At 58.0% G+C, this 17,538-nt stretch carries 23 protein-coding genes; 10 read left to right on the top strand and 13 right to left on the bottom strand.

What is annotated here, in order from left to right; all coding sequences use genetic code 11:
- Nucleotides 1-9: 9 nt before the first annotated feature.
- Together LOY43_RS11480 and LOY43_RS11475 are read right to left on the bottom strand one after the other, a co-directional pair.
- Nucleotides 10-1,284, bottom strand: coding sequence for a glucarate dehydratase family protein (locus tag LOY43_RS11480; protein WP_258709657.1), 1,275 nt, complete (start codon nt 1,282-1,284; stop codon nt 10-12).
- A 30-nt stretch (nt 1,285-1,314) separates the two neighbouring features.
- The gene (locus LOY43_RS11475; RefSeq protein WP_258709656.1) at nt 1,315-2,682 is read right to left on the bottom strand and encodes an MFS transporter; all 1,368 of its coding nucleotides are present in this window, start codon (nt 2,680-2,682) and stop codon (nt 1,315-1,317) included.
- Between the two features lie 119 nt (nt 2,683-2,801).
- Between LOY43_RS11475 and LOY43_RS11470 the strand changes: the two genes are divergently transcribed.
- On the top strand, nt 2,802-3,722 hold the full coding sequence (locus LOY43_RS11470; protein ID WP_258709655.1) for a LysR substrate-binding domain-containing protein: 921 nt from the start codon (nt 2,802-2,804) through the stop codon (nt 3,720-3,722).
- A 118-nt stretch (nt 3,723-3,840) separates the two neighbouring features.
- On the opposite strand, the gene LOY43_RS11465 is transcribed toward LOY43_RS11470, so the two are convergent.
- Nucleotides 3,841-4,446 carry a DUF6338 family protein gene (locus LOY43_RS11465; RefSeq protein ID WP_258709654.1) on the bottom strand — a complete coding sequence of 202 codons (606 nt, stop codon included), beginning with the start codon at nt 4,444-4,446 and terminating at the stop codon, nt 3,841-3,843.
- A gap of 199 nt (nt 4,447-4,645) precedes the next feature.
- Nucleotides 4,646-4,981, bottom strand: a complete 336-nt coding sequence (locus tag LOY43_RS11460; RefSeq protein WP_095125716.1) for a hypothetical protein — start codon at nt 4,979-4,981, stop codon at nt 4,646-4,648.
- Between the two features lie 184 nt (nt 4,982-5,165).
- Between LOY43_RS11460 and LOY43_RS11455 the strand changes: the two genes are divergently transcribed.
- Entirely contained in the window at nt 5,166-5,405 is a 240-nt protein-coding gene (locus LOY43_RS11455; protein ID WP_016983018.1) for a hypothetical protein, read from the top strand.
- A gap of 67 nt (nt 5,406-5,472) precedes the next feature.
- On the opposite strand, the gene LOY43_RS11450 is transcribed toward LOY43_RS11455, so the two are convergent.
- Nucleotides 5,473-5,670 (bottom strand): DUF2188 domain-containing protein, encoded by a 198-nt coding sequence (locus LOY43_RS11450; protein WP_095050021.1) that lies wholly within the window; start codon nt 5,668-5,670, stop codon nt 5,473-5,475.
- Nucleotides 5,671-5,893: 223 nt separating this feature from the next.
- Here LOY43_RS11450 and LOY43_RS11445 point away from each other — a divergent pair, with 223 nt between their 5' ends.
- Complete coding sequence (locus tag LOY43_RS11445) at nt 5,894-6,256, top strand: NUDIX hydrolase (RefSeq protein WP_220558612.1); 363 nt, start codon at nt 5,894-5,896, stop codon at nt 6,254-6,256.
- Nucleotides 6,257-6,260: 4 nt separating this feature from the next.
- Here the strand turns inward: LOY43_RS11445 and LOY43_RS11440 are convergent, their stop codons facing one another.
- The 3 genes from LOY43_RS11440 to LOY43_RS11430 all read right to left on the bottom strand — a co-directional run bounded on the left by LOY43_RS11440 (nt 6,261) and on the right by LOY43_RS11430 (nt 8,592).
- Entirely contained in the window at nt 6,261-6,503 is a 243-nt protein-coding gene (locus LOY43_RS11440) for a DUF1652 domain-containing protein (protein ID WP_095125718.1), read from the bottom strand.
- Nucleotides 6,504-6,613: 110 nt separating this feature from the next.
- Nucleotides 6,614-7,513, bottom strand: coding sequence for a polysaccharide deacetylase family protein (locus tag LOY43_RS11435; RefSeq protein WP_095125719.1), 900 nt, complete (start codon nt 7,511-7,513; stop codon nt 6,614-6,616).
- A 131-nt stretch (nt 7,514-7,644) separates the two neighbouring features.
- Nucleotides 7,645-8,592: an ABC transporter substrate-binding protein gene (locus LOY43_RS11430; RefSeq protein ID WP_258709653.1), complete on the bottom strand. Its 948-nt coding sequence runs from the start codon at nt 8,590-8,592 to the stop codon at nt 7,645-7,647.
- A 294-nt stretch (nt 8,593-8,886) separates the two neighbouring features.
- On the opposite strand from LOY43_RS11430, the gene LOY43_RS11425 reads away from it, so the two are divergent.
- The 4 genes from LOY43_RS11425 (at nt 8,887) to LOY43_RS11410 (ending at nt 12,086) form a co-directional block, all read left to right on the top strand.
- Complete coding sequence (locus tag LOY43_RS11425) at nt 8,887-9,867, top strand: aliphatic sulfonate ABC transporter substrate-binding protein (RefSeq protein ID WP_095050016.1); 981 nt, start codon at nt 8,887-8,889, stop codon at nt 9,865-9,867.
- Nucleotides 9,868-9,929: 62 nt separating this feature from the next.
- On the top strand, nt 9,930-10,772 hold the full coding sequence (locus LOY43_RS11420) for an ABC transporter permease (protein ID WP_258709652.1): 843 nt from the start codon (nt 9,930-9,932) through the stop codon (nt 10,770-10,772).
- Nucleotides 10,773-10,800: 28 nt separating this feature from the next.
- Entirely contained in the window at nt 10,801-11,481 is a 681-nt protein-coding gene (locus tag LOY43_RS11415) for an SOS response-associated peptidase (RefSeq protein WP_258709651.1), read from the top strand.
- Between the two features lie 332 nt (nt 11,482-11,813).
- Nucleotides 11,814-12,086, top strand: a complete 273-nt coding sequence (locus LOY43_RS11410; protein WP_093437355.1) for a hypothetical protein — start codon at nt 11,814-11,816, stop codon at nt 12,084-12,086.
- A 45-nt stretch (nt 12,087-12,131) separates the two neighbouring features.
- Here the strand turns inward: LOY43_RS11410 and LOY43_RS11405 are convergent, their stop codons facing one another.
- The 3 genes from LOY43_RS11405 to LOY43_RS11395 form a co-directional block, all read right to left on the bottom strand.
- Entirely contained in the window at nt 12,132-12,278 is a 147-nt protein-coding gene (locus LOY43_RS11405) for a hypothetical protein (protein WP_175559648.1), read from the bottom strand.
- Nucleotides 12,279-12,341: 63 nt separating this feature from the next.
- On the bottom strand, nt 12,342-12,653 hold the full coding sequence (locus LOY43_RS11400; protein ID WP_174244501.1) for an AzlD domain-containing protein: 312 nt from the start codon (nt 12,651-12,653) through the stop codon (nt 12,342-12,344).
- On the bottom strand, nt 12,653-13,351 hold the full coding sequence (locus tag LOY43_RS11395) for an AzlC family ABC transporter permease (RefSeq protein WP_186623563.1): 699 nt from the start codon (nt 13,349-13,351) through the stop codon (nt 12,653-12,655). The genes LOY43_RS11400 and LOY43_RS11395 overlap by 1 nt, the downstream gene beginning before the upstream one ends.
- A gap of 186 nt (nt 13,352-13,537) precedes the next feature.
- Between LOY43_RS11395 and LOY43_RS11390 the strand changes: the two genes are divergently transcribed.
- A complete protein-coding gene (locus tag LOY43_RS11390; protein WP_095125725.1) occupies nt 13,538-13,921 on the top strand; it encodes a DUF2784 domain-containing protein in 384 nt (127 codons plus the stop codon).
- Here LOY43_RS11390 and LOY43_RS11385 read toward each other — a convergent pair.
- Nucleotides 13,918-14,358 carry an Rrf2 family transcriptional regulator gene (locus LOY43_RS11385; protein ID WP_095120329.1) on the bottom strand — a complete coding sequence of 147 codons (441 nt, stop codon included), beginning with the start codon at nt 14,356-14,358 and terminating at the stop codon, nt 13,918-13,920. The two genes, LOY43_RS11390 and LOY43_RS11385, sit on opposite strands and share 4 nt — an antisense overlap.
- Nucleotides 14,359-14,491: 133 nt before the next feature.
- On the opposite strand from LOY43_RS11385, the gene LOY43_RS11380 reads away from it, so the two are divergent.
- On the top strand, nt 14,492-15,379 hold the full coding sequence (locus LOY43_RS11380; RefSeq protein WP_258709650.1) for an NAD(P)/FAD-dependent oxidoreductase: 888 nt from the start codon (nt 14,492-14,494) through the stop codon (nt 15,377-15,379).
- Between the two features lie 19 nt (nt 15,380-15,398).
- Here LOY43_RS11380 and LOY43_RS11375 read toward each other — a convergent pair whose 3' ends face one another.
- Nucleotides 15,399-15,926: a DUF3087 domain-containing protein gene (locus LOY43_RS11375; RefSeq protein WP_095050009.1), complete on the bottom strand. Its 528-nt coding sequence runs from the start codon at nt 15,924-15,926 to the stop codon at nt 15,399-15,401.
- A gap of 223 nt (nt 15,927-16,149) precedes the next feature.
- On the opposite strand from LOY43_RS11375, the gene ppnN reads away from it, so the two are divergent.
- Entirely contained in the window at nt 16,150-17,523 is a 1,374-nt protein-coding gene (gene ppnN / locus LOY43_RS11370; protein ID WP_034152412.1) for a nucleotide 5'-monophosphate nucleosidase PpnN, read from the top strand.
- Nucleotides 17,524-17,538 lie beyond the last annotated feature (15 nt).

Raw genomic sequence — 17,538 nt, 5'->3', positions numbered from 1 at the left:
TCAAACACCTCAAAACCGTGGCTTGACCGCCTTCCAGTCCGGCTTGTAGCGCTGCATCTGCCGCACATCATCACGCTGACGAATCCCGCACGTCAGATACTGATCATGCAGCTTGCCCAACTGCTCATGATCCAGCTCCAGCCCAAGCCCCGGCGCGCGGGTGATCTTCACGCAGCCATCGACAATCAGCAGTTTGCCACCCTTGATCACCTCCTCATCCGGCTCCTGCCACGGGTAATGGGTGTCGCAGGCGTAATCCAGATTCGGCACCGCCGCCGCCACATGGGCCATTGCCATGAGGCTGATACCCAGGTGCGAGTTGGAATGCATCGACACGCCAACGCCGAACACATCGCACATTTTCGCCAGCGTCTGCGTGTCGCGCAGGCCGCCCCAGTAATGGTGATCGGCAAGCACGATCTGCACACTGTTCTGCGCAACGCTGCGACGGAACTCGTCGAAATCGGTGACCACCATGTTGGTCGCCAGCGGCAGACCAGTGCGCTTGTGCAGTTCGGCCATGCCGTCGAGGCCCGGGGTCGGGTCTTCGTAATACTGCAAATCATCGCCGAGCAATTCGGCCATGCGAATCGAGGTTTCCAGCGACCAGTTGCCGTTCGGATCGATGCGCAACGGGTAACCGGGAAAAGCCTTTTTCAACGCTTTGATGCACGCCACCTCATGCTCCGGCGGCAACGTACCGGCCTTGAGCTTGATGCTCTTGAAACCGTACGCCTCGATCATCCGTGCAGCTTGGGCAACGATCTGCTGCTCGCTGAGTGCCTCGCCCCAGTTATCCGGCTTGTAGGGCGAATCGACATGCTGCGCGTACTTGAAGAACAGATAGGCGCTGAACGGCACCTGATCGCGAATCGCGCCACCGAGCAGGTCCACCAGCGGCACATTCAGGTAATGCGCCTGCAAATCGAGGAAGGCTACTTCGAACGCCGAATAAGCATTGCTTACCGCTTTGCTGGCATGAGAACCGGGCGCGAGTTCGGCACCGGCAATAGTGGCGGGTTTGTTGGCGGCAACGGTGGCCTGCACGATCGCGCGTAACTGGTTGAGGTTGAACGGATCGAGACCGATCAGTTGCGCCTGCAACTGCTGCTGGATCGCCAGCGCCGGGGCATCGCCATAGCTTTCGCCGAGGCCGATGTAGCCGTTGTCGCTTTCGATCTCGATGATCGAGCGCAAGGCGAAGGGTTCATGAATGCCGCTGGCGTTGAGCAGCGGCGGATCGCGAAAGGCAATCGGAGTCACAGTTACGCGGGTGATTTTCAAGATAACGCTCCTGACAGATCGACAATCAATTCAATGGCTCGCGGCCGGGCGGGCCGTCGCAATAACGGCGGTGTCGTCATGCGGCTTTGCCGGGGTTTTGCCTTTGGCTCCTGGCGCCGTGCGGGCGAAGAAGATCACCACCGCCGCGATCAGCGACGTCGCCGCCAGGCCATACAGACCGCCCTCAATGGAGCCAGTGGTTTCTTCGAGGATGCCGAACGCCGTCGGCGCAACGAAGCCGCCGAGGTTGCCGATGGAGTTGATCAACGCGATCACTGCAGCGGCAATGCGCGCATCCAGATAGCTTTGCGGAATCGGCCAGAACAACGCCGACGCAGCCTTGAAGCCGATGGCGGCGAAACAGATCGCAACGAAGGCGAAGATCGGCCCGCCAGTGGTCGACATGAACATCCCGATCGCCGCGATCACCAGCGTCAGCGCGACCCAGGCTTGCTGAAACTTCCACTTGCCGGCCATCGCCGCAAAACCGTACATGGCAACAATCGAAATGATCCACGGAATCGAATTGAGCAGGCCGACCTGGAAGTCGCCGAGATTGCCCATCTTCTTGATCATGCTTGGCAGCCAGAACGTCGCGCCGTAAATGGTCAGGGCAATGGAGAAGTAGATGAAACAGAACAGCGCAATCTGCCGATCCGCCAACAACTTGAACATCGACGGTTTGGCCACCTGCGACGCCTCACGAGCGCGCTGCTCCTCGGCAATCGCCGCCACCAGCGCTTCGCGCTCTTCTTCGCTCAGCCACTTGGCCTGACGCGGATGCGATTGCAGCCAGAACCAGACGAATGCGCAGAGCACCACTGAAGCCGCGCCCTCAATCAAAAACATCCACTGCCAGCCATGCAGGCCGAGGCCGCTGATGTGCAGCAACGCACCGGAGACCGGGCCGGAGATCACCGAGGCAATCGCCGAACCGCTGAGAAACACCGCCATGGTCTTGCCGCGCTCGGAGGCTGGCAGCCATTGGGTGAAGTAATAAATGATCCCCGGAAAGAACCCTGCCTCGGCCGCGCCGAGAATAAAGCGCAGCACATAGAAACTGGTTTCTCCTCTAACGAACGCCATGGCCATGGCGGCCGCGCCCCAGGTGAACATGATCCGCGTCAGCCAGACCCGTGCGCCGTAACGTTGCAGGAGCATGTTGGACGGCACTTCGAACAGCGCGTAGCCAACGAAGAACAAACCGGCACCGAGGCCGTAAGCCGCCGCACCGATGCCCAGATCGGTTTCCATGTGACTGCGCACAAAACCGATGTTGACCCGATCGATGTAGTTGACGATGAACATCACCACGAACAGCGGCAGCACGTGGCGCTTGACCTTGGCGGCGGCACGGGCGAGAACCGTGACGTCCAGCGGACTCTGGAGGGTTTTCAAGGGGCGACTCCCGATCTTGTTTTTTTAGGGATGGCGTAAAGCGATGGGCCGATCATGGACGGCGACCATTGATCCCGTCTAATCTAACTTGGCATTCGATTGATACCCGGATTAGATCAATGTTCGAACTGACCCAGCTACGCTGCTTCACCACCGTCGCCACCGAACTCAACTTTCGCCGCGCCGCTGAGCGACTGAACATGACCCAGCCGCCGCTGAGCAGGCAGATTCAGTTGCTTGAGCATCACCTCGGTGTCGAACTGTTTACCCGCAGCACTCGTAGCGTCGCTCTCACCGCAGCGGGCCGAGCATTCTTCATCGAAGCACAGAACCTGCTGGAGCGCGCACAGCAAGCAGCCGTCACTGCCCGGCGGTTTGCCGAGGGCGACATCGGGTCGGTGAACATCAGTTTTGTCGGCAGCGCGGTGTATGAATTTCTGCCTAAGGTGATTGCCGAGGCGCGCCTGAAACAACCGCAGGTGAAAATCGATCTGTCGGAGATGAACACTTACCAGCAGCACGAAGCCCTGCGCGCGCGACGCATCGATTTGGGCATCGCCCGCGCGCCGCTATTGGAACCGGGGTACGCCACCGAGTGCCTGGTGCGCGAGCCGTTTGTGCTGGCAGTGCCAAGCGGACATCCATTGGCAACGGCGACTGAAGTGTCGGTCAATGACCTGGATAAACAACCCTTCCTGATGTACTCCCACGCTGCTTATCCGCCGTTCAACGAATTGCTGACCGGCATGCTGCGTTCAGCCCGGGTTGCGCCGGATTATGTGCAATGGCTGGGGTCGTCGCTGACGATATTGGCACTGGTCAATGCGGGCATGGGCCTGGCACTGGTGCCGCGTTGCGCCACCAGTGTGGTGTTCAAAAATGTAGTGTTTCGCGATATCGATTTGGGCGAAGGGGTGCAGAGCGAGCTGCATCTGATCTGGCGGGAGAACAACGACAACCCGGCGTTTGCGATGTTGCTGGAAGCGATTCGCCGGGCGGTGGCTGAGGGGTGGGGCCAGGTGACTGGCGACGCTGATTAGCGCTTTGGCGGTGGAGGCGCACTGGGTCCTTTAACCAGGGGTTTTGCCAATGGCTTGCCGTCTGGGCCCACGAAGAGACGTGCCACGTGAGGTGGCATGGGATTGGGTGCTTTTGCGCTCATGAAACAACCTCCTCGACAGAATTGAATTCGACCCACTGAACTTTTGAGGAATCTATCACCATTAATTCGGCGCCAAAAGTAAACACCTCGCCACCATCGCCAAGCCATTGTGGATTCAGCAAGATAAATCGCCCCTCCGAGGGACTGGAAGGCCACTCCAAAGGCCAGCCAAACAATCGCCTCTCGTCATTCAGTTGCAAAGTGACAAGGCGATCCTGTCGTTCAAAAGCGCTGTACCACTCGCTAGGATGGGAGCTTTTGCGTGTCAGGTGTCGCTTGCGTAGCCACACATGCAACATCCCGTTTGAAGCCAAATAACAGAAAAGCCCGGCGAGACATACTGAAACAATAAATGCCCACAATGCTTCCGCCCGAGCATCCCATTTCCCTAAAGAAAAGCCTTTCGAACCCACCCACAGACAAATTGCCCCAATCCCCAATACCGCGCCCTGAATCACAAACGTAAAAATCAACGCCTGCACAATCTGCCCAAACGTATCGGGTCGTTTGAAAGCCGTCAGCGAATAAAAAATCCACGCCGACAAAAAACCGGGAATCAGGTACTGCAACAGCGGAATAACTTCTTTGACCAGATCATCCATGATCCGAGGCTCCTTGAAAGACCGGCCGATCTGACTATCGACCGCCCAGCAAAAGCCTAGTGCACACGGAGGAAACCCTTCGTGCGCAACTGTCACCGCTCATTTCGCGAATCAGATCCCACCTTATCAGTCTCCAGGCAGGCAAAAAAAAGCAGAAACCGACGATACGGCTTCTGCTTTTTTGTCTATGCAGGCGTCGTTACAGGCAGTCACGCACCGATTGGCGCAACGACCCGGACTTGGCCCACGGAGGCCCCTGATACAGCGAAACCCGACTGCCATCCTTGTACTTGACGATGTCGAGAATCTCGTCCGCCGTGATGATGCTCGGCGCGGTGATGCGGAAGCCGTTGGAAATCGATGTCTGCGAAGTCTTGGCCACATCCTTCTGCCACAACGGTAATAAACACGCAGCATAGTCCTTGGGCGACTTGGCGCTGGTCTTGCTGATATTCGGCTCACCCGGCACCAGCGATGCCGGCAACGAGCAACCTGCCAACAGGGTCAACGCCAGACTCCCGATCCATATCCGCATGGTGTATTCCTGATCTGAAAAAAGTGAATGTAGCGTGTAAGCGGCACTACATCCATCGTGGCACCGCGCCCTTGGCGCAATCTGCACAACTTTTCACAACCGTTCAGCGTGCTGACGAACAGGCTTTGCCCATCGACGAAAAATGCGACTACTCTTTTCTACCGAGAATGTTCTGGAGGTGATCATGCGGCTCAATGAATACGAACACGAACTTCAACGCGACCTGCAAAGCGTTGCATCGGACTTGAGATGGTCGGCGGTCGACCTCAAACGTATCGCAGAACAACTGCGCAAATCCGGTAACGAGGCAGATGCGCAAAGCGTGCTGAGATCCTGTGAGGTGCTGCAAAGCGATGAGGAACGGCTGCAACTCTATGCCAAGGAAGTGAAAGCCCGCGCCATCAGTCGAACCAAGGTCCACTGAGACCCACCCGCCTACCTCAAACAAAAGCCCCGACACATGCCGGGGCTCTTTCGTTACAGCCTGCCTGTCAGTGGGTTTTGTGACTTTGCGCGCGCGTCGAGCGTTTTTTGTAGCCAGGCAGTGCGGCGGCATAGGCCAGTGCTTCCTCCTGGCTGCCAAACGACGCCAGCCGATCGCCCTGGGTGCAAACCCGCCATGGGCCATTGTTCACGCTTAGCACGTCATAGCCGTTCATGTGCATCTTGTTCAACATCGGCATGCTCATGGACACCTCCATTTCGCTAACGGTCAGATCCAGCTTCACGCTTTTACCTTACACCCTGATCCGCCCGAAATGCCGACCGGGTGTCGCAAGCCGCGTCCGCCATGGCTCTGGCACTTTTCCCCGCCGCAAACGCTCCAAACTCCAATGAAACCTTTGTTGCTGGCTCCGGCTCAAATATTGCAGTTTTATTACCATTTCGTGACAAGCAATAAACAGGTAACAGATGAAAGTACGCGCAACCGTTATATGCGAACAGGATCGCCACGTTCTCCTGGTACGCAAACCCCGCTGCCGCTGGACATTGCCCGGCGGCAAGGTCGAGCCTGGGGAAACCCGAGCGCAGGCTGCCGTACGTGAACTGCGAGAAGAAACCGGCCTGGACGCCGACGATGTGTTGTATTTAATGGAATTGCAGAGCGGCAGCACACAGCATCATGTCTACGAGGTCTCCGTGCTGGACTTCGAGCAATTGCGGCCGCAGAACGAGATCATTGATTGCATCTGGCATCCGCTGGACGCGGTGCGCAATCTGCACACCAGCGAGGCGACGCTGCGCATCGTTGAAGCGTTTCAACGGCGTTTATGAGGTGTTAGCCCGCGAAGGCTCGACGGCCAGCGCTCATTTCGGTGCGTAATTCACCGATGAAGTTGGAAATGTCACGGATCGTGACGAGGTGTTCCGGGGAAACGCCAGTGAGCAGCAATTCGACGCGCTCGCTGTCAGCCTCATAAACCTTGATCTGCAGCAGGCCCTGCGAATTCGGAATGCACTCGCACTTGAACGCAGGAAAGCCGGATTCGACAATCCGGCAAATATCGTTAATGGCAAGCATGAGTGCACGCCTCGCAGGCGATGGGTCGGTCGACTCGTTGAGCATAGATGAGCCAGTTGTGGCTTGCCCGATACAAAATGCCAACCCGATCACAACTTTCCACCCCGCCCTCAGTGCGCGTCGTGATCCCATATCCAGTTCCACATCCCCGGCAAACTCACCGGCTCCGAGCTTTTTTCCACCGTACGAGCCAATGCCGCTTTCTCAAGTTCAGCGTGATCATCGTAGAAAGGCTTGTCAGCCAGCTTCACGCCCGTGGCAGCGGCGCTATCGAGCAGAATCTGCAGGTATTCGCGCGTGTGCCGCGCGGTATAGCGGTTGAGATCATGGAACGTCACCACCACCGGAATCACCCCGTCCACAGTCGGCAGCTCGCCAAGGGCAATCCGTTCACGGACTTCCGATAACTGCCGCAATAGGTTGGCCCGGCGCCTCGGGCTGGCATTGAAGCCCCAGATCTTGCCGTCGTTGGCACTTAAATCCGTGAGCAACACATGCAAGCCGTGCTGCTGATAGGCGGCAAAGGTACGTTTGTCGTAATTCCAGAACGGCGGGCGCAGCAACTTCGGCGGCGCGCCAGTGATGGCAGCGATATCAGCCGTGCCGTTGGTCAGCGACTCTTCGAGTTCTTGCGGGTCGAGCAAACGATGATTGGTGTGCCAGTGGGTCGCGGTGTGAAACGCGAGAATGTGCCCCTCATCATGTTCACGACGCATGATGCTGCGACCAATGTCACTGTTGCCCGCTCGTGGCGCACGCGTCTGCACAAAGAACACCGCTTTGATGTCTGGCTGCAGCGGATTGTCCTTGAGACTGTCGAGCACTGTGGCCGACGGATTCCACAAACTCGAAGCGCTGGGGCCATCGTCGAACGTCAACAGAAAACGCACCGGCGCCTGGGTCTTCAGGCGCGTTTCGGTTTGCGCAGTCATTTCTATCGGGGCGGCGATGCAACCGGCCAGCCCAAGCGCAATCAGCGCAGCACAAAGAAGTTTGAATCCGGATGTCATGTTTTGCCTTGAGCACGGCGACGGCCGTCATGTGATCGATTGGCAAAACTCCCTCGCCCTTATCCATCCCTGCGCTCGGATATTCGAGCCGAGGTTGGATAAGGTACACAGGGTTTGGTTCCGGCGCTCGCTCAGTGAGCCAATGCCTGTTGAAAAGACGTGTCGATAATGCCAGCGGTGGCCAACGGAGCCGGCAGCGCTTTCACTTTGAACAGGAAATCAGCAGTACTTTGCAGGTCTGAAGCCGCCTGCTCGTCTACAGGTCCCACAGTCATGTGCGCCTGACGCAACCAGTGCCGAGACACCTGCTGATCGAGATTGGCTTTCTTTGCCCACAGATCGGCGTAGTCATCGGTGTGGCTGTCGACCCAGGCTCGCGCCTGTTTCAAACGGCCGAGGAAATCCGCGATGGCGGCACGCTTGCTGTCGATGGACGGCGTCGACGCGGCGATAGCGCTGAGCCCCGGCATCAGATTTTTTGCGGTCAGGATCGGTCGCGCGCCGGAGAACACGATCTGCTGGGAAATGTACGGTTCCCACACCGGGAAAGCGTCAATACTGCCCTGTGGCAACGCTGCGGCGGCATCGATCGGCATCAGCTTGACGAAATCGACGTAGTTTTCCGGCAGACCGCCCTGCTCCAGGGCGCGCAAGGTCAACTGCTGACTCCAGGCGCCAGGCCAATAAGCGACTTTCTTGCCCTTCAGATCAGCGATGGTTTTTACCGGCGAATCCTTTGGCACGAGTAACGCGATGGTGTCCGGATTCTGCCGCGATACGCCAATCAGTTTCACCGGCGCCTGCTTGGCAGCCAGAAACAGAAAACCGGAATCGCCCAGAAAGCCCAGATCCAGCGAACCGGTTTGCAAGGCTTCCGCCAAGGGTGCAGCGGCCTGGAAGTGCTTCCAGTCGACGTTATAAGGCGCGTCTTTCAACACGCCGGACGCCTCCACCGAGGCACGGATGTTGTAGTAGTTCTGATCGCCGACGTGCAGGACCAAGGGCTCGGCTGCGTAGGAAAGCGGCGAGGTAAATAATGCAGTGATTAACCCACTGCGGAGGAAACGAGAAAGCTTCATGGCGAGTCCTGCGAAAGTAATTGCATAGACCATAACGCTGTTGATTCGCGGTTTTGAAATTCGATAAATGCATAAGCTCATCACGGTTGATACTTGCTGTTTGCTTGGCAACAGTTGCGAACCACACTGTTTCCCACGCAACAGCTGAAATCCTGCACCTGGCGTTAAAACCCTTATAAACCGGCGCTCTCAAGCACATGGCACAGAGCCTGCAATATTCCATTCATGCAGGAAGCATTCGATAAAAATATCTTTTTGGACATAAGAAACCTGTGCCTTTGCCGGAGCGCCCCCATGACATCGTTCTTTCCCCGACTCAAAACCCTGCTGGCTGCCAGCGCCATGGTGCTGAGCCTGCAACCGCTCGCCCACGCGGCTGAAACCGCGCCGGCTGAAGTGCATCTCGACTACGCCTATTACTCGCCAGTCAGCCTGGTGCTTAAGCACTTCGGCTTCCTCGAAAAGGCCTTGCCGCAAACCAAAGTCAGTTGGGTATTGAGCCAGGGCAGCAACCGCTCGCTGGAATACCTGAACAGTGGGGGCGTGGATTTCGCCTCCAGCGCCAGCCTCGCCGCCGTGCTAAGCCGGGCCAATGGCAGCCCGATCAAATCGGTCTACGTCTACAGCCGCGCCGAATGGACAGCGCTGGTGGTGCGCAAGGATTCGCCATATCAGACCGTCGCCGACCTCAAGGGCAAGAAGATCGCCGCCACAAAGGGCACCGACCCGTACCTGTTCACCCTACGCAGCCTGCAACAGGCCGGACTTAAAAAAGACGATGTGGAACTGGTTCATCTGCAACATCCAGATGGCCGCACCGCGCTGGAAAAAGGCGATGTCGACGCCTGGGCCGGCCTTGATCCCCACATGGCCGCCAGTCAGGTGCAGGCCGGTTCGCGCCTGCTCTACCGCAACCCGGCGTTCAACAGCTACGGCGTGGTCAGTGTCACCGAGCAATACGCCAAAGAACATCCGCAGACTATCGAAACCGTGATCAAAGCCTACGAACAGGCCCGCGACTGGGCGCTGAAAAATCCTGATGAGTTCGCCGCCCTCCTCGCCAAGGAGTCCGGCTTGCCGCTGGACGTAGCCAAGTTGCAACTGTCGCGTACCGATCTGAGCAGCCCGCAACTGACCCAACAGGACATCAGTGCCTCCAAGGCAGCGGCGCCGATTCTGGTCTCCGAGGAACTGGTGCGCCGTGGGGTGAATGTCGATCAAGTCATCGATCAATTGCTCGACAGCGGTGTGCAGCAAGCCGTCGCCCGCCAGTAACCGATCAGCCTCAGGACAAATCCGCGCCCGTCGCGGATTTGTTGTGAGCGGAGCCAAAAACCATGACCACTCACAGCAAAGACTTGCCCGCGCCACTTGCCGTATCGCGCCAGCGTCCTGCGCGTTTAAATCCGGCATGGCAGCGCCGCTGCAAGGGCCTGGCCCTGCCGCTGCTGATCATCGTTGCGCTGGAAATTATCGTACGCATCGGGTGGCTGCCGTCCTACCAGATGCCGGCACCGAGCGAGATTGCCCTGACCCTCACCGACCTCGCTGAGGGTGCGCTGTGGAAACACATCGGCGCCAGCCTGATACGCGTGCTGCTGGGGTTTGCCATTGGCGCCAGTCTGGCGCTGGTGTTTGCCGCCTGGGTCGGTTTGAGCCGCGAAGCCGAGGCCTATCTGGAACCGACTTTCGCCGCCCTGCGTTCAATCCCGAGCCTGGCCTGGGTGCCCTTGCTGTTGTTGTGGCTGGGCATCGACGAGACCTCGAAAATTGTCTTGATCGCCATTGGTGCGTTCTTTCCGGTGTACGTCAACGTCGTCGCGGCCATACGCAACATTGACCGCAAACTGGTGGAAGTCGGCCGCATCTATGGCTTCAGCCGCTTGCAACTTGTGCGACGAATATTGCTGCCGGCCGCCCTGCCCGGCCTGTTCACCGGGTTGCGCAGCGGCATGAGTCTGGCGTGGATGTTTCTCGTGGCAGCGGAACTGATCGCGGCCACCAAAGGCTTGGGTTATCTGCTCAGTGACGGCCGGGAAACCTCGCGGCCGGACATCGTGCTGGCCGCGATTATCGTGCTCGCCTTGCTCGGTAAATTCAGCGATGGTTTGCTGGCCATGCTCGAACGCCGCTGGCTGAGTTGGCGTGACACATTCACCGGCCAAGGCGCCAGCGACTAAGCTGAAATCTCCAACCGGAGATTCAGCCATGTGCGGAAGACTCTCGCAGTACCGTGGCATTCACGACTTTGTCGCCGTGCTGAGCATTCCTGACGCGTTGATCAATCACGTCGGCGATGCACCGCTCAATCGTTACAACGCGGCGCCGACCACCGCGCTGGCCGTCCTGCATCAACAAGAGCAACACCTGCAAGCCGACAATCTGCGCTGGGGCTGGCGCCCGCATTGGGCCAAGGATCGCCCACCACCGATTAATGCCCGGGTAGAGAAAGTCGCCCACGGACCGTTCTTCCGGGCGATCTGGCGACATCGCTTGATTGTGCCCGTGGACAACTGGTTTGAATGGGTTGATAGCGAAGACAAATCCCGACAACCGTGGCTGATTCGTCGGGCGGATCATGGGGCGGTTTTCTGCGCTGCCATTGGCCAATTTCCGACAGCCGAAACAGCGGCCCGAGACGACGACGGTTTCGTGATCATCACCGCCGATGCCGCCGGCGGCATGCTCGATATCCACGATCGCCGACCGGTGGTGTTCCGCGCAGAGTTGGTGCGCGAATGGCTCGACCCCGCGACACCCGTTGAACGCGCCGAGCAAATGCTGTTGTTCGAAGGTGAAGGCAGTGAAGTGTTCGAGTGGTACAAAGTCGGTAAAGCCGTCGGTAACGTGCGCAATCAGGGGGCCAGTTTGATTATCGAGGAGACTTAAACATTTACCGCCTTGACGCGTCTATCCATGTAGGAGCTGCCGAAGGCTGCGATCTTTTGACGCAGCGTTAGAAGAATAAAACTATTGCAACCTTCAGCGACTCATAAAGGCGAATCACTGCCGTTACAAACTCTGTTTCATCTTTGAAACGCTGCAAATAAAACACACGTTCGAGTGAACAAACCGCCTGTCTGACATTTCAACCGTCATACATACATTTAGATGCACTACGGCTAGCATGCGCGCCGCCTTTCCGATTGGTATACCAGTTGACCAAAGAGTCAACAAACCAGGAATCCCCACAACGTCTACAAGCCTTGCAGAGAAATAAGTTGCGCGACGATTTTGCAATCAAACAGGTCAGCGGCCTGGAGTGTATTTATCTGTCCATGACAGAACGCTTTGAACTCGACTGTTTTATCGGCCACTACATCAAGACCCGAAACCTGCGTGCCGTTCCCGATATCGAACGCATCCTGCGCACCACCCTCGAAGGGTATCCCGGCCACGCGCCGGTGATGGTCAACGAGCTGAACGCATGGATCGACCGAACATTGGGATATCGGGCTTCACACCCCGATTTCACGCAGCTGGACGATCTCTGAACCCAAAAAAAGCCCCGCATGTGCGGGGCTTTTTCGTAAAAATCTTCAAAACTTGCGGTCTGGATCTGAAAGCTCTGTGGATTCATCGCGCTTCCAGGTCTGTTCGTTGTGTTTCTCCCGCTCTATTTCTTCTTGCGTCGGTTGATCCGTGTCTTGGTCATCCGTCTCTGGCTGCTTTGGCTCAGTCGTCATGTACACCTCCCGTCATCAGTTACCCGTTATCCTTGAAGCGTAGAACAGTTTCAAACGCACAACTTACAACCACCACCGCAGCAAAAAGAAGAACGCCATGCTCAACAACATACTGAGCAAAGTACTGCGCGTGTAAATCACCAGAGCGATCGCTACCAGCGAACTAAGCAGGTACGGATTGTCCCACTGCAGATTCAGCTGTTTGTCCGGCATGAAGACAATCGGCCCGCAGATCGCGGTGAGCATCCCCGGTACTGCAAAACCGAGAAACTGCCGCGCATTACTACTCAAGCGCACCGGCAAACGCGGTTCAAGAAACACGTAGCGATTGAGAAACACCAGAATCCCCATGCCGAAAATCACCGCCCAAACCATCATGTGCGCTCCCGATACAGCTTGTTGCAGATAAACCCTGCCGTCATCCCGGCCAGACCGGACAACACCAGCGCCGAGCCCCATTGCCAGTAACTGAACAACACCGAACAAAACAGCGACACTGCCACGCAAACCACCGTCGGCACGTTGCGCACTACCGGTGTAATCAGGGCAATGAAGGTGGCGGCAATCGAGAAGTCCAGCCCCAGGTGCTCAAGCCCCGGAATGCTGCTGCCAAGGACAATGCCGGCGAGGGTGAACAGGTTCCAGGCGATGTAGAACGTCAGGCCGACGCCGAGCGCATACCAGCGATTGAATTGTTGACGATCATGTTGACTGGTCAGTGCAAACAACTCGTCGGTGAGCAAAAAGCCCAGCCCGATGCGCCAGCGCCCCGGCAGTGGCGAAATCACCGAACGCATGCTCATGCCATACAGCAAGTGCTGTGAAGTCAGCAGCAGCGTGGTCAACAGAATCGAAAAAATACCCGCCCCGCCCTTGAGCATACCGATCGCCACCAATTGCGCCGCCCCGGCAAACACGATGCTCGACAAGCCTTGGCCTTGCAGCGGCGTAAGGTTGGCTTCGATCGCCATCGAGCCGGCCAACAGTCCCCACGGCGCGGTGGCCAGAGACAACGGCATGATCGCCACAGCGCCGCGAAGGAACGCACTGCGCGGCATAAGTGAATCAGACATAAACGTTCTTCAACCAGGAAAACGGTCGAAGACTGTGCCAGCCATTTCGCTTTTCTGGCTTGAACAATCTTGCGCACTTGTGGGAAATCGGCCGGATGCGCGCGCAATTCGCTGACTTTCGCACTGACCTTTAATGCCCTGAGCGGCGTAACATAGCGCCATTCACAACCGCGTCAGGGAGACGACATGCTGTACCGAATCGCAGCCGACGGGCTGGTGCTGTTTCATTTGTCCTTCATTCTGTTTGTGCTGTTTGGCGGGCTGCTGGTCCTCAAATGGCCACGGGTGATGTGGCTGCATTTGCCGGCCGCTGCTTGGGGCGTGGCGGTCGAGGTGCTGCATCTGACCTGCCCGCTGACTTACTGGGAAAATCTCATGCGCCACGCCGCCGGGCAGACCGAATATGCCGGCGGCTTCATCGAGCATTACATCTGGCCGATCATCTATCCGGCCGGGCTCACCCCGCAGATTCAACTGGCACTCGGCAGCGTGGTGCTGGCGGTCAACCTGCTGGTGTACGGGCGGGCAATTCGCTCATGGAAACATCGTCGCGCCGCTTCACCGCTTTAATTATCCTCGCCGACTGACTTGAAGCGGGCCTCGAAATCCGCTGCCAGGTCCGCCAGGGTGATGCCGCCCAACCGCGACAGCAACAGCGCCTGCGCCTCATCGAAGGTTCGGGTCAGTGCGGCGTTCACCGCTTGCTCGACCAGACACTCCGGGTGATCCGTCGACAAACCGATGGAAAAAATCGACTGCGTGCCCAACGCTTGGTGGATATCCAGCAGGGTGATCTGCGCCAGCGGTTTGGCCAGCGCCCAGCCGCCCTGATGGCCCTTCTCTGACGTCACAAAACCCTGCTCCTTGAGCAAACCCATGGTGCGCCGCACCACTACCGGGTTGGTGCCAAGCATGCCGGCGATGGTTTCCGAGGTCGCGCGCTTTTCATGGCGGGCCATGTGAATCAACACATGGAGCATGCGCGATAACCGCGTGTCGTTTCTCATCGATGATCCTTTTTTCAAGCCTTTGAGAAGATGCGCCGAGTATCGCTTGCAAGGTCTGAAGTTACGAGACTATTGACAGCAATATTTCTCGTAACTTACGGTGTGCCTTGAAAACTCAAGAGGAGATTCGCTCATGGTGTACGACGTCATCATCGTTGGCGGCAGCTATGCCGGGCTGTCCGCCGGCCTGCAACTGGCCCGCGCCCGACGCAATGTGCTGGTGCTGGATTCGGGCCTGCGACGCAACCGTTTTGCCGAAACATCCCACGGTTTCCTCGGCCAGGATGGACGTGCTCCGGAGCAAATTGCTGACGAAGCACGCGCACAATTACTGGCTTACCCCAGCGTGCAATGGCTAACGGATACAGCAGTTGAAGCGACTCGGACTGACAGCGGATTCGATTTGCGCACAGAGAGCGGCCAATGGCTCAGCGCCAAGCGACTGATCCTGGCCTCGGGCGTCATCGACGAGTTGCCGGACATCGACGGTCTCAGGCATCGCTGGGGCCAAAGTGTTTTCCATTGCCCCTACTGCCACGGTTATGAACTGAATCAAGGCGCGATCGGCGTATTGGCGACGTCACCCATGTCGATTCATCACGCCCTGCTACTGCCGGATTGGGGTCCGACCACGTTCTTCACCAACGGTGTCTTCGAGCCGGATGCCGAACAATTGGCGGAACTGGATCGCCGCGGTGTAATTCTGGAAACCCGGCCGGTCAGTCACATCCGTGGCGAGCGTGCGGACGTGGTGCTCAGCGATGGTCAGGTCATCGCCGTTGCAGGCCTGTTTGCCATGCCGCGCACACGCATGGCCAGCCCGCTGGCTGAACAATTGGGATGTACATTCGAGGATGGCCCGATGGGGCCGTTTATTCAGACTGACGCGACACAACAAACCAGCGTCGCCGGCGTATTTGCCTGCGGAGATGCGGCATTGGCTGCCGGTTCAGTAGCGCTAGCAGTTGGCGATGGGGCCCGCGCCGGTGCAGGCACTCATCGCTCAATGATCTTTGGCTGAAACTTATACTGCGGACGTTTCAGCGCGAAGTTGGCTTCAACGCCTCCAGCCAGGCCGGATCCAGGCGCGTCTGCTCGGTATCGAGTCCCAGCGCCTGCATCCGCTCCTTGTGCGTTTCAACTTCTCGCCACAGTTGCCCGTGATCACTGGAGTTGCCGTCCAGTTCGTGCATTTGCGTTAACCCGAGATGGTAAAAGCGCAGAACCTTCATGGCCGTCGGATCATTCTGCTCCACGGCTGCAGTGACCTGATGCATGACGTTGGTGATGCTCATCAGATTGCGCTTGAGCCGCCAGCTGTACACCGCTGGCGCCATCCAGCTCTGATTCCAGAAGCGCCCGCGCAGTAACGCTGCGGTCAGCAGAAACGCCACAAACACGCCGCCGACATTGAAGCGCAGGTTATCGCCGCCAGGCTCGCCGAACAGCGCCACCGCCACGCTGGAAAACAACATCGCCAGCACCAGGAACAGCACGGCGATGATGATCGTGCTGCGGCGGGTCTGCTGGCGAAAAGTGGCGGCATCCATCGGCTGAATCTCGAACATCACAAATGACTTCCTCGAGCGACAAAAGGGCTAACTGAAAAAACCGGCCGGCGCATTATCGCCTCTACCGCGGATTTAGCTATGCTGGGGCTCCTTTTCATCTTTTCAGCGTCCAACGGGGACATGGCGGTACAGCGCAGATCGTGCCATCTTCATTCATGGATACACACTATTCGGATGCCATCGCCTAGTCTTGAGATGACATCGTTTTAAGGATCATTGCATGACCCAACGACACGTAATCAATGCCTCGGTGAGCCCGAAAGGCAGCCTGGAAACCCTTTCTCAACGTGAAGTTCAGCAACTGAGCGAAGCCGGATCCGGTAGCACCTACACCCTCTTCCGCCAGTGCGCCCTGGCCATCCTCAACACCGGCGCCCATGTCGATAACGCCAAGACCATCCTCGAAGCCTACAAGGACTTCGAAATCCGCATTCACCAGCAGGATCGCGGTGTACGCCTGGAGCTGCTGAACGCTCCGGCCGACGCCTTCGTTGACGGCGAAATGATCGCCAGCACCCGCGAAATGTTGTTCAGCGCCCTGCGCGACATCGTCTACACCGAAAACGAACTCGACAGCCAACGCATCGACCTGAGCACCTCGCAAGGCATCAGTGATTACGTCTTCCACCTGCTGCGCAATGCGCGCACGTTGCGTCCGGGTGTCGAGCCGAAAATCGTCGTGTGCTGGGGCGGCCACTCGATCAACACCGAAGAATACAAATACACCAAGAAAGTCGGCCACGAACTGGGCCTGCGCAGCCTCGACATCTGCACCGGCTGCGGCCCCGGCGTGATGAAAGGCCCGATGAAAGGCGCGACCATTGCCCACGCCAAACAGCGTATTCATGGCGGTCGTTACCTGGGTTTGACCGAGCCGGGCATCATTGCTGCCGAAGCGCCGAACCCGATCGTCAACGAGCTGGTGATCCTGCCGGACATCGAGAAACGTCTGGAAGCCTTCGTGCGCGTTGGCCACGGCATCATCATTTTCCCAGGCGGCGCCGGTACGGCTGAAGAGTTCCTCTATCTGTTGGGCATCCTGATGCACCCGGACAACAAGGGGCTGCCGTTCCCGGTGATCCTCACCGGGCCGAAACATGCCGCGCCGTATCTGGAACAACTCGACGCCTTCGTCACCGCGACCTTGGGCGAAGCGGCCAAGCAGCACTACGAAATCATCATCGACGACCCGGCCGAGGTGGCGCGGCAGATGACTCAAGGCCTGAAAGCGGTGAAGCAGTTCCGCCGCGAGCGTAACGATGCGTTCCACTTCAACTGGCTGCTGAAAATCGACGAAGGCTTCCAGCGCCCGTTCGATCCGACCCACGAAAACATGGCCAACCTGAAACTGCACCGCGACCAGCCACCGCACGAACTGGCGGCCAACCTACGCCGAGCGTTCTCGGGCATTGTCGCCGGCAACGTCAAGGACAAGGGCATTCGCCTGATCGAAGAACACGGGCCGTACCAGATCCGTGGTGATGCGGCGATCATGCAACCGCTCGATGCGCTGCTCAAAGCTTTCGTCGCCCAGCACCGGATGAAACTGCCGGGTGGCGCGGCGTATGTGCCGTGTTATCGAGTGGTGGCGTAACTCTTTCGGTTACCA

Origin of the sequence: Pseudomonas sp. B21-041 (assembly GCF_024748675.1) — a bacterium.
GTDB classification, from domain to species: Bacteria; Pseudomonadota; Gammaproteobacteria; order Pseudomonadales; family Pseudomonadaceae; genus Aquipseudomonas; species Aquipseudomonas neuropathica.
The sequence above is the reverse complement of the archived record's forward strand: the minus strand, read 5'-3'. Positions and strand labels throughout refer to the sequence as shown.

Coding starts and splice junctions, on each gene's coding strand:
- LOY43_RS11430 (WP_258709653.1), bottom strand. CDS start 8,592: ATGAAGCTTTCTCGTTTCCTCCGCAGTGGGTTAATCACTGCATTATTT.
- LOY43_RS11435 (WP_095125719.1), bottom strand. CDS start 7,513: ATGACATCCGGATTCAAACTTCTTTGTGCTGCGCTGATTGCGCTTGGG.
- LOY43_RS11400 (WP_174244501.1), bottom strand. CDS start 12,653: ATGGTTTGGGCGGTGATTTTCGGCATGGGGATTCTGGTGTTTCTCAAT.
- LOY43_RS11440 (WP_095125718.1), bottom strand. CDS start 6,503: ATGCTTGCCATTAACGATATTTGCCGGATTGTCGAATCCGGCTTTCCT.
- LOY43_RS11420 (WP_258709652.1), top strand. CDS start 9,930: ATGACCACTCACAGCAAAGACTTGCCCGCGCCACTTGCCGTATCGCGC.
- LOY43_RS11445 (WP_220558612.1), top strand. CDS start 5,894: ATGAAAGTACGCGCAACCGTTATATGCGAACAGGATCGCCACGTTCTC.
- LOY43_RS11405 (WP_175559648.1), bottom strand. CDS start 12,278: ATGACGACTGAGCCAAAGCAGCCAGAGACGGATGACCAAGACACGGAT.
- LOY43_RS11455 (WP_016983018.1), top strand. CDS start 5,166: ATGCGGCTCAATGAATACGAACACGAACTTCAACGCGACCTGCAAAGC.
- LOY43_RS11395 (WP_186623563.1), bottom strand. CDS start 13,351: ATGTCTGATTCACTTATGCCGCGCAGTGCGTTCCTTCGCGGCGCTGTG.
- LOY43_RS11375 (WP_095050009.1), bottom strand. CDS start 15,926: ATGTTCGAGATTCAGCCGATGGATGCCGCCACTTTTCGCCAGCAGACC.
- LOY43_RS11450 (WP_095050021.1), bottom strand. CDS start 5,670: ATGAGCATGCCGATGTTGAACAAGATGCACATGAACGGCTATGACGTG.
- LOY43_RS11415 (WP_258709651.1), top strand. CDS start 10,801: ATGTGCGGAAGACTCTCGCAGTACCGTGGCATTCACGACTTTGTCGCC.
- LOY43_RS11470 (WP_258709655.1), top strand. CDS start 2,802: ATGTTCGAACTGACCCAGCTACGCTGCTTCACCACCGTCGCCACCGAA.
- LOY43_RS11390 (WP_095125725.1), top strand. CDS start 13,538: ATGCTGTACCGAATCGCAGCCGACGGGCTGGTGCTGTTTCATTTGTCC.
- ppnN (WP_034152412.1), top strand. CDS start 16,150: ATGACCCAACGACACGTAATCAATGCCTCGGTGAGCCCGAAAGGCAGC.
- LOY43_RS11425 (WP_095050016.1), top strand. CDS start 8,887: ATGACATCGTTCTTTCCCCGACTCAAAACCCTGCTGGCTGCCAGCGCC.
- LOY43_RS11465 (WP_258709654.1), bottom strand. CDS start 4,446: ATGGATGATCTGGTCAAAGAAGTTATTCCGCTGTTGCAGTACCTGATT.
- LOY43_RS11385 (WP_095120329.1), bottom strand. CDS start 14,358: ATGAGAAACGACACGCGGTTATCGCGCATGCTCCATGTGTTGATTCAC.
- LOY43_RS11460 (WP_095125716.1), bottom strand. CDS start 4,981: ATGCGGATATGGATCGGGAGTCTGGCGTTGACCCTGTTGGCAGGTTGC.
- LOY43_RS11380 (WP_258709650.1), top strand. CDS start 14,492: ATGGTGTACGACGTCATCATCGTTGGCGGCAGCTATGCCGGGCTGTCC.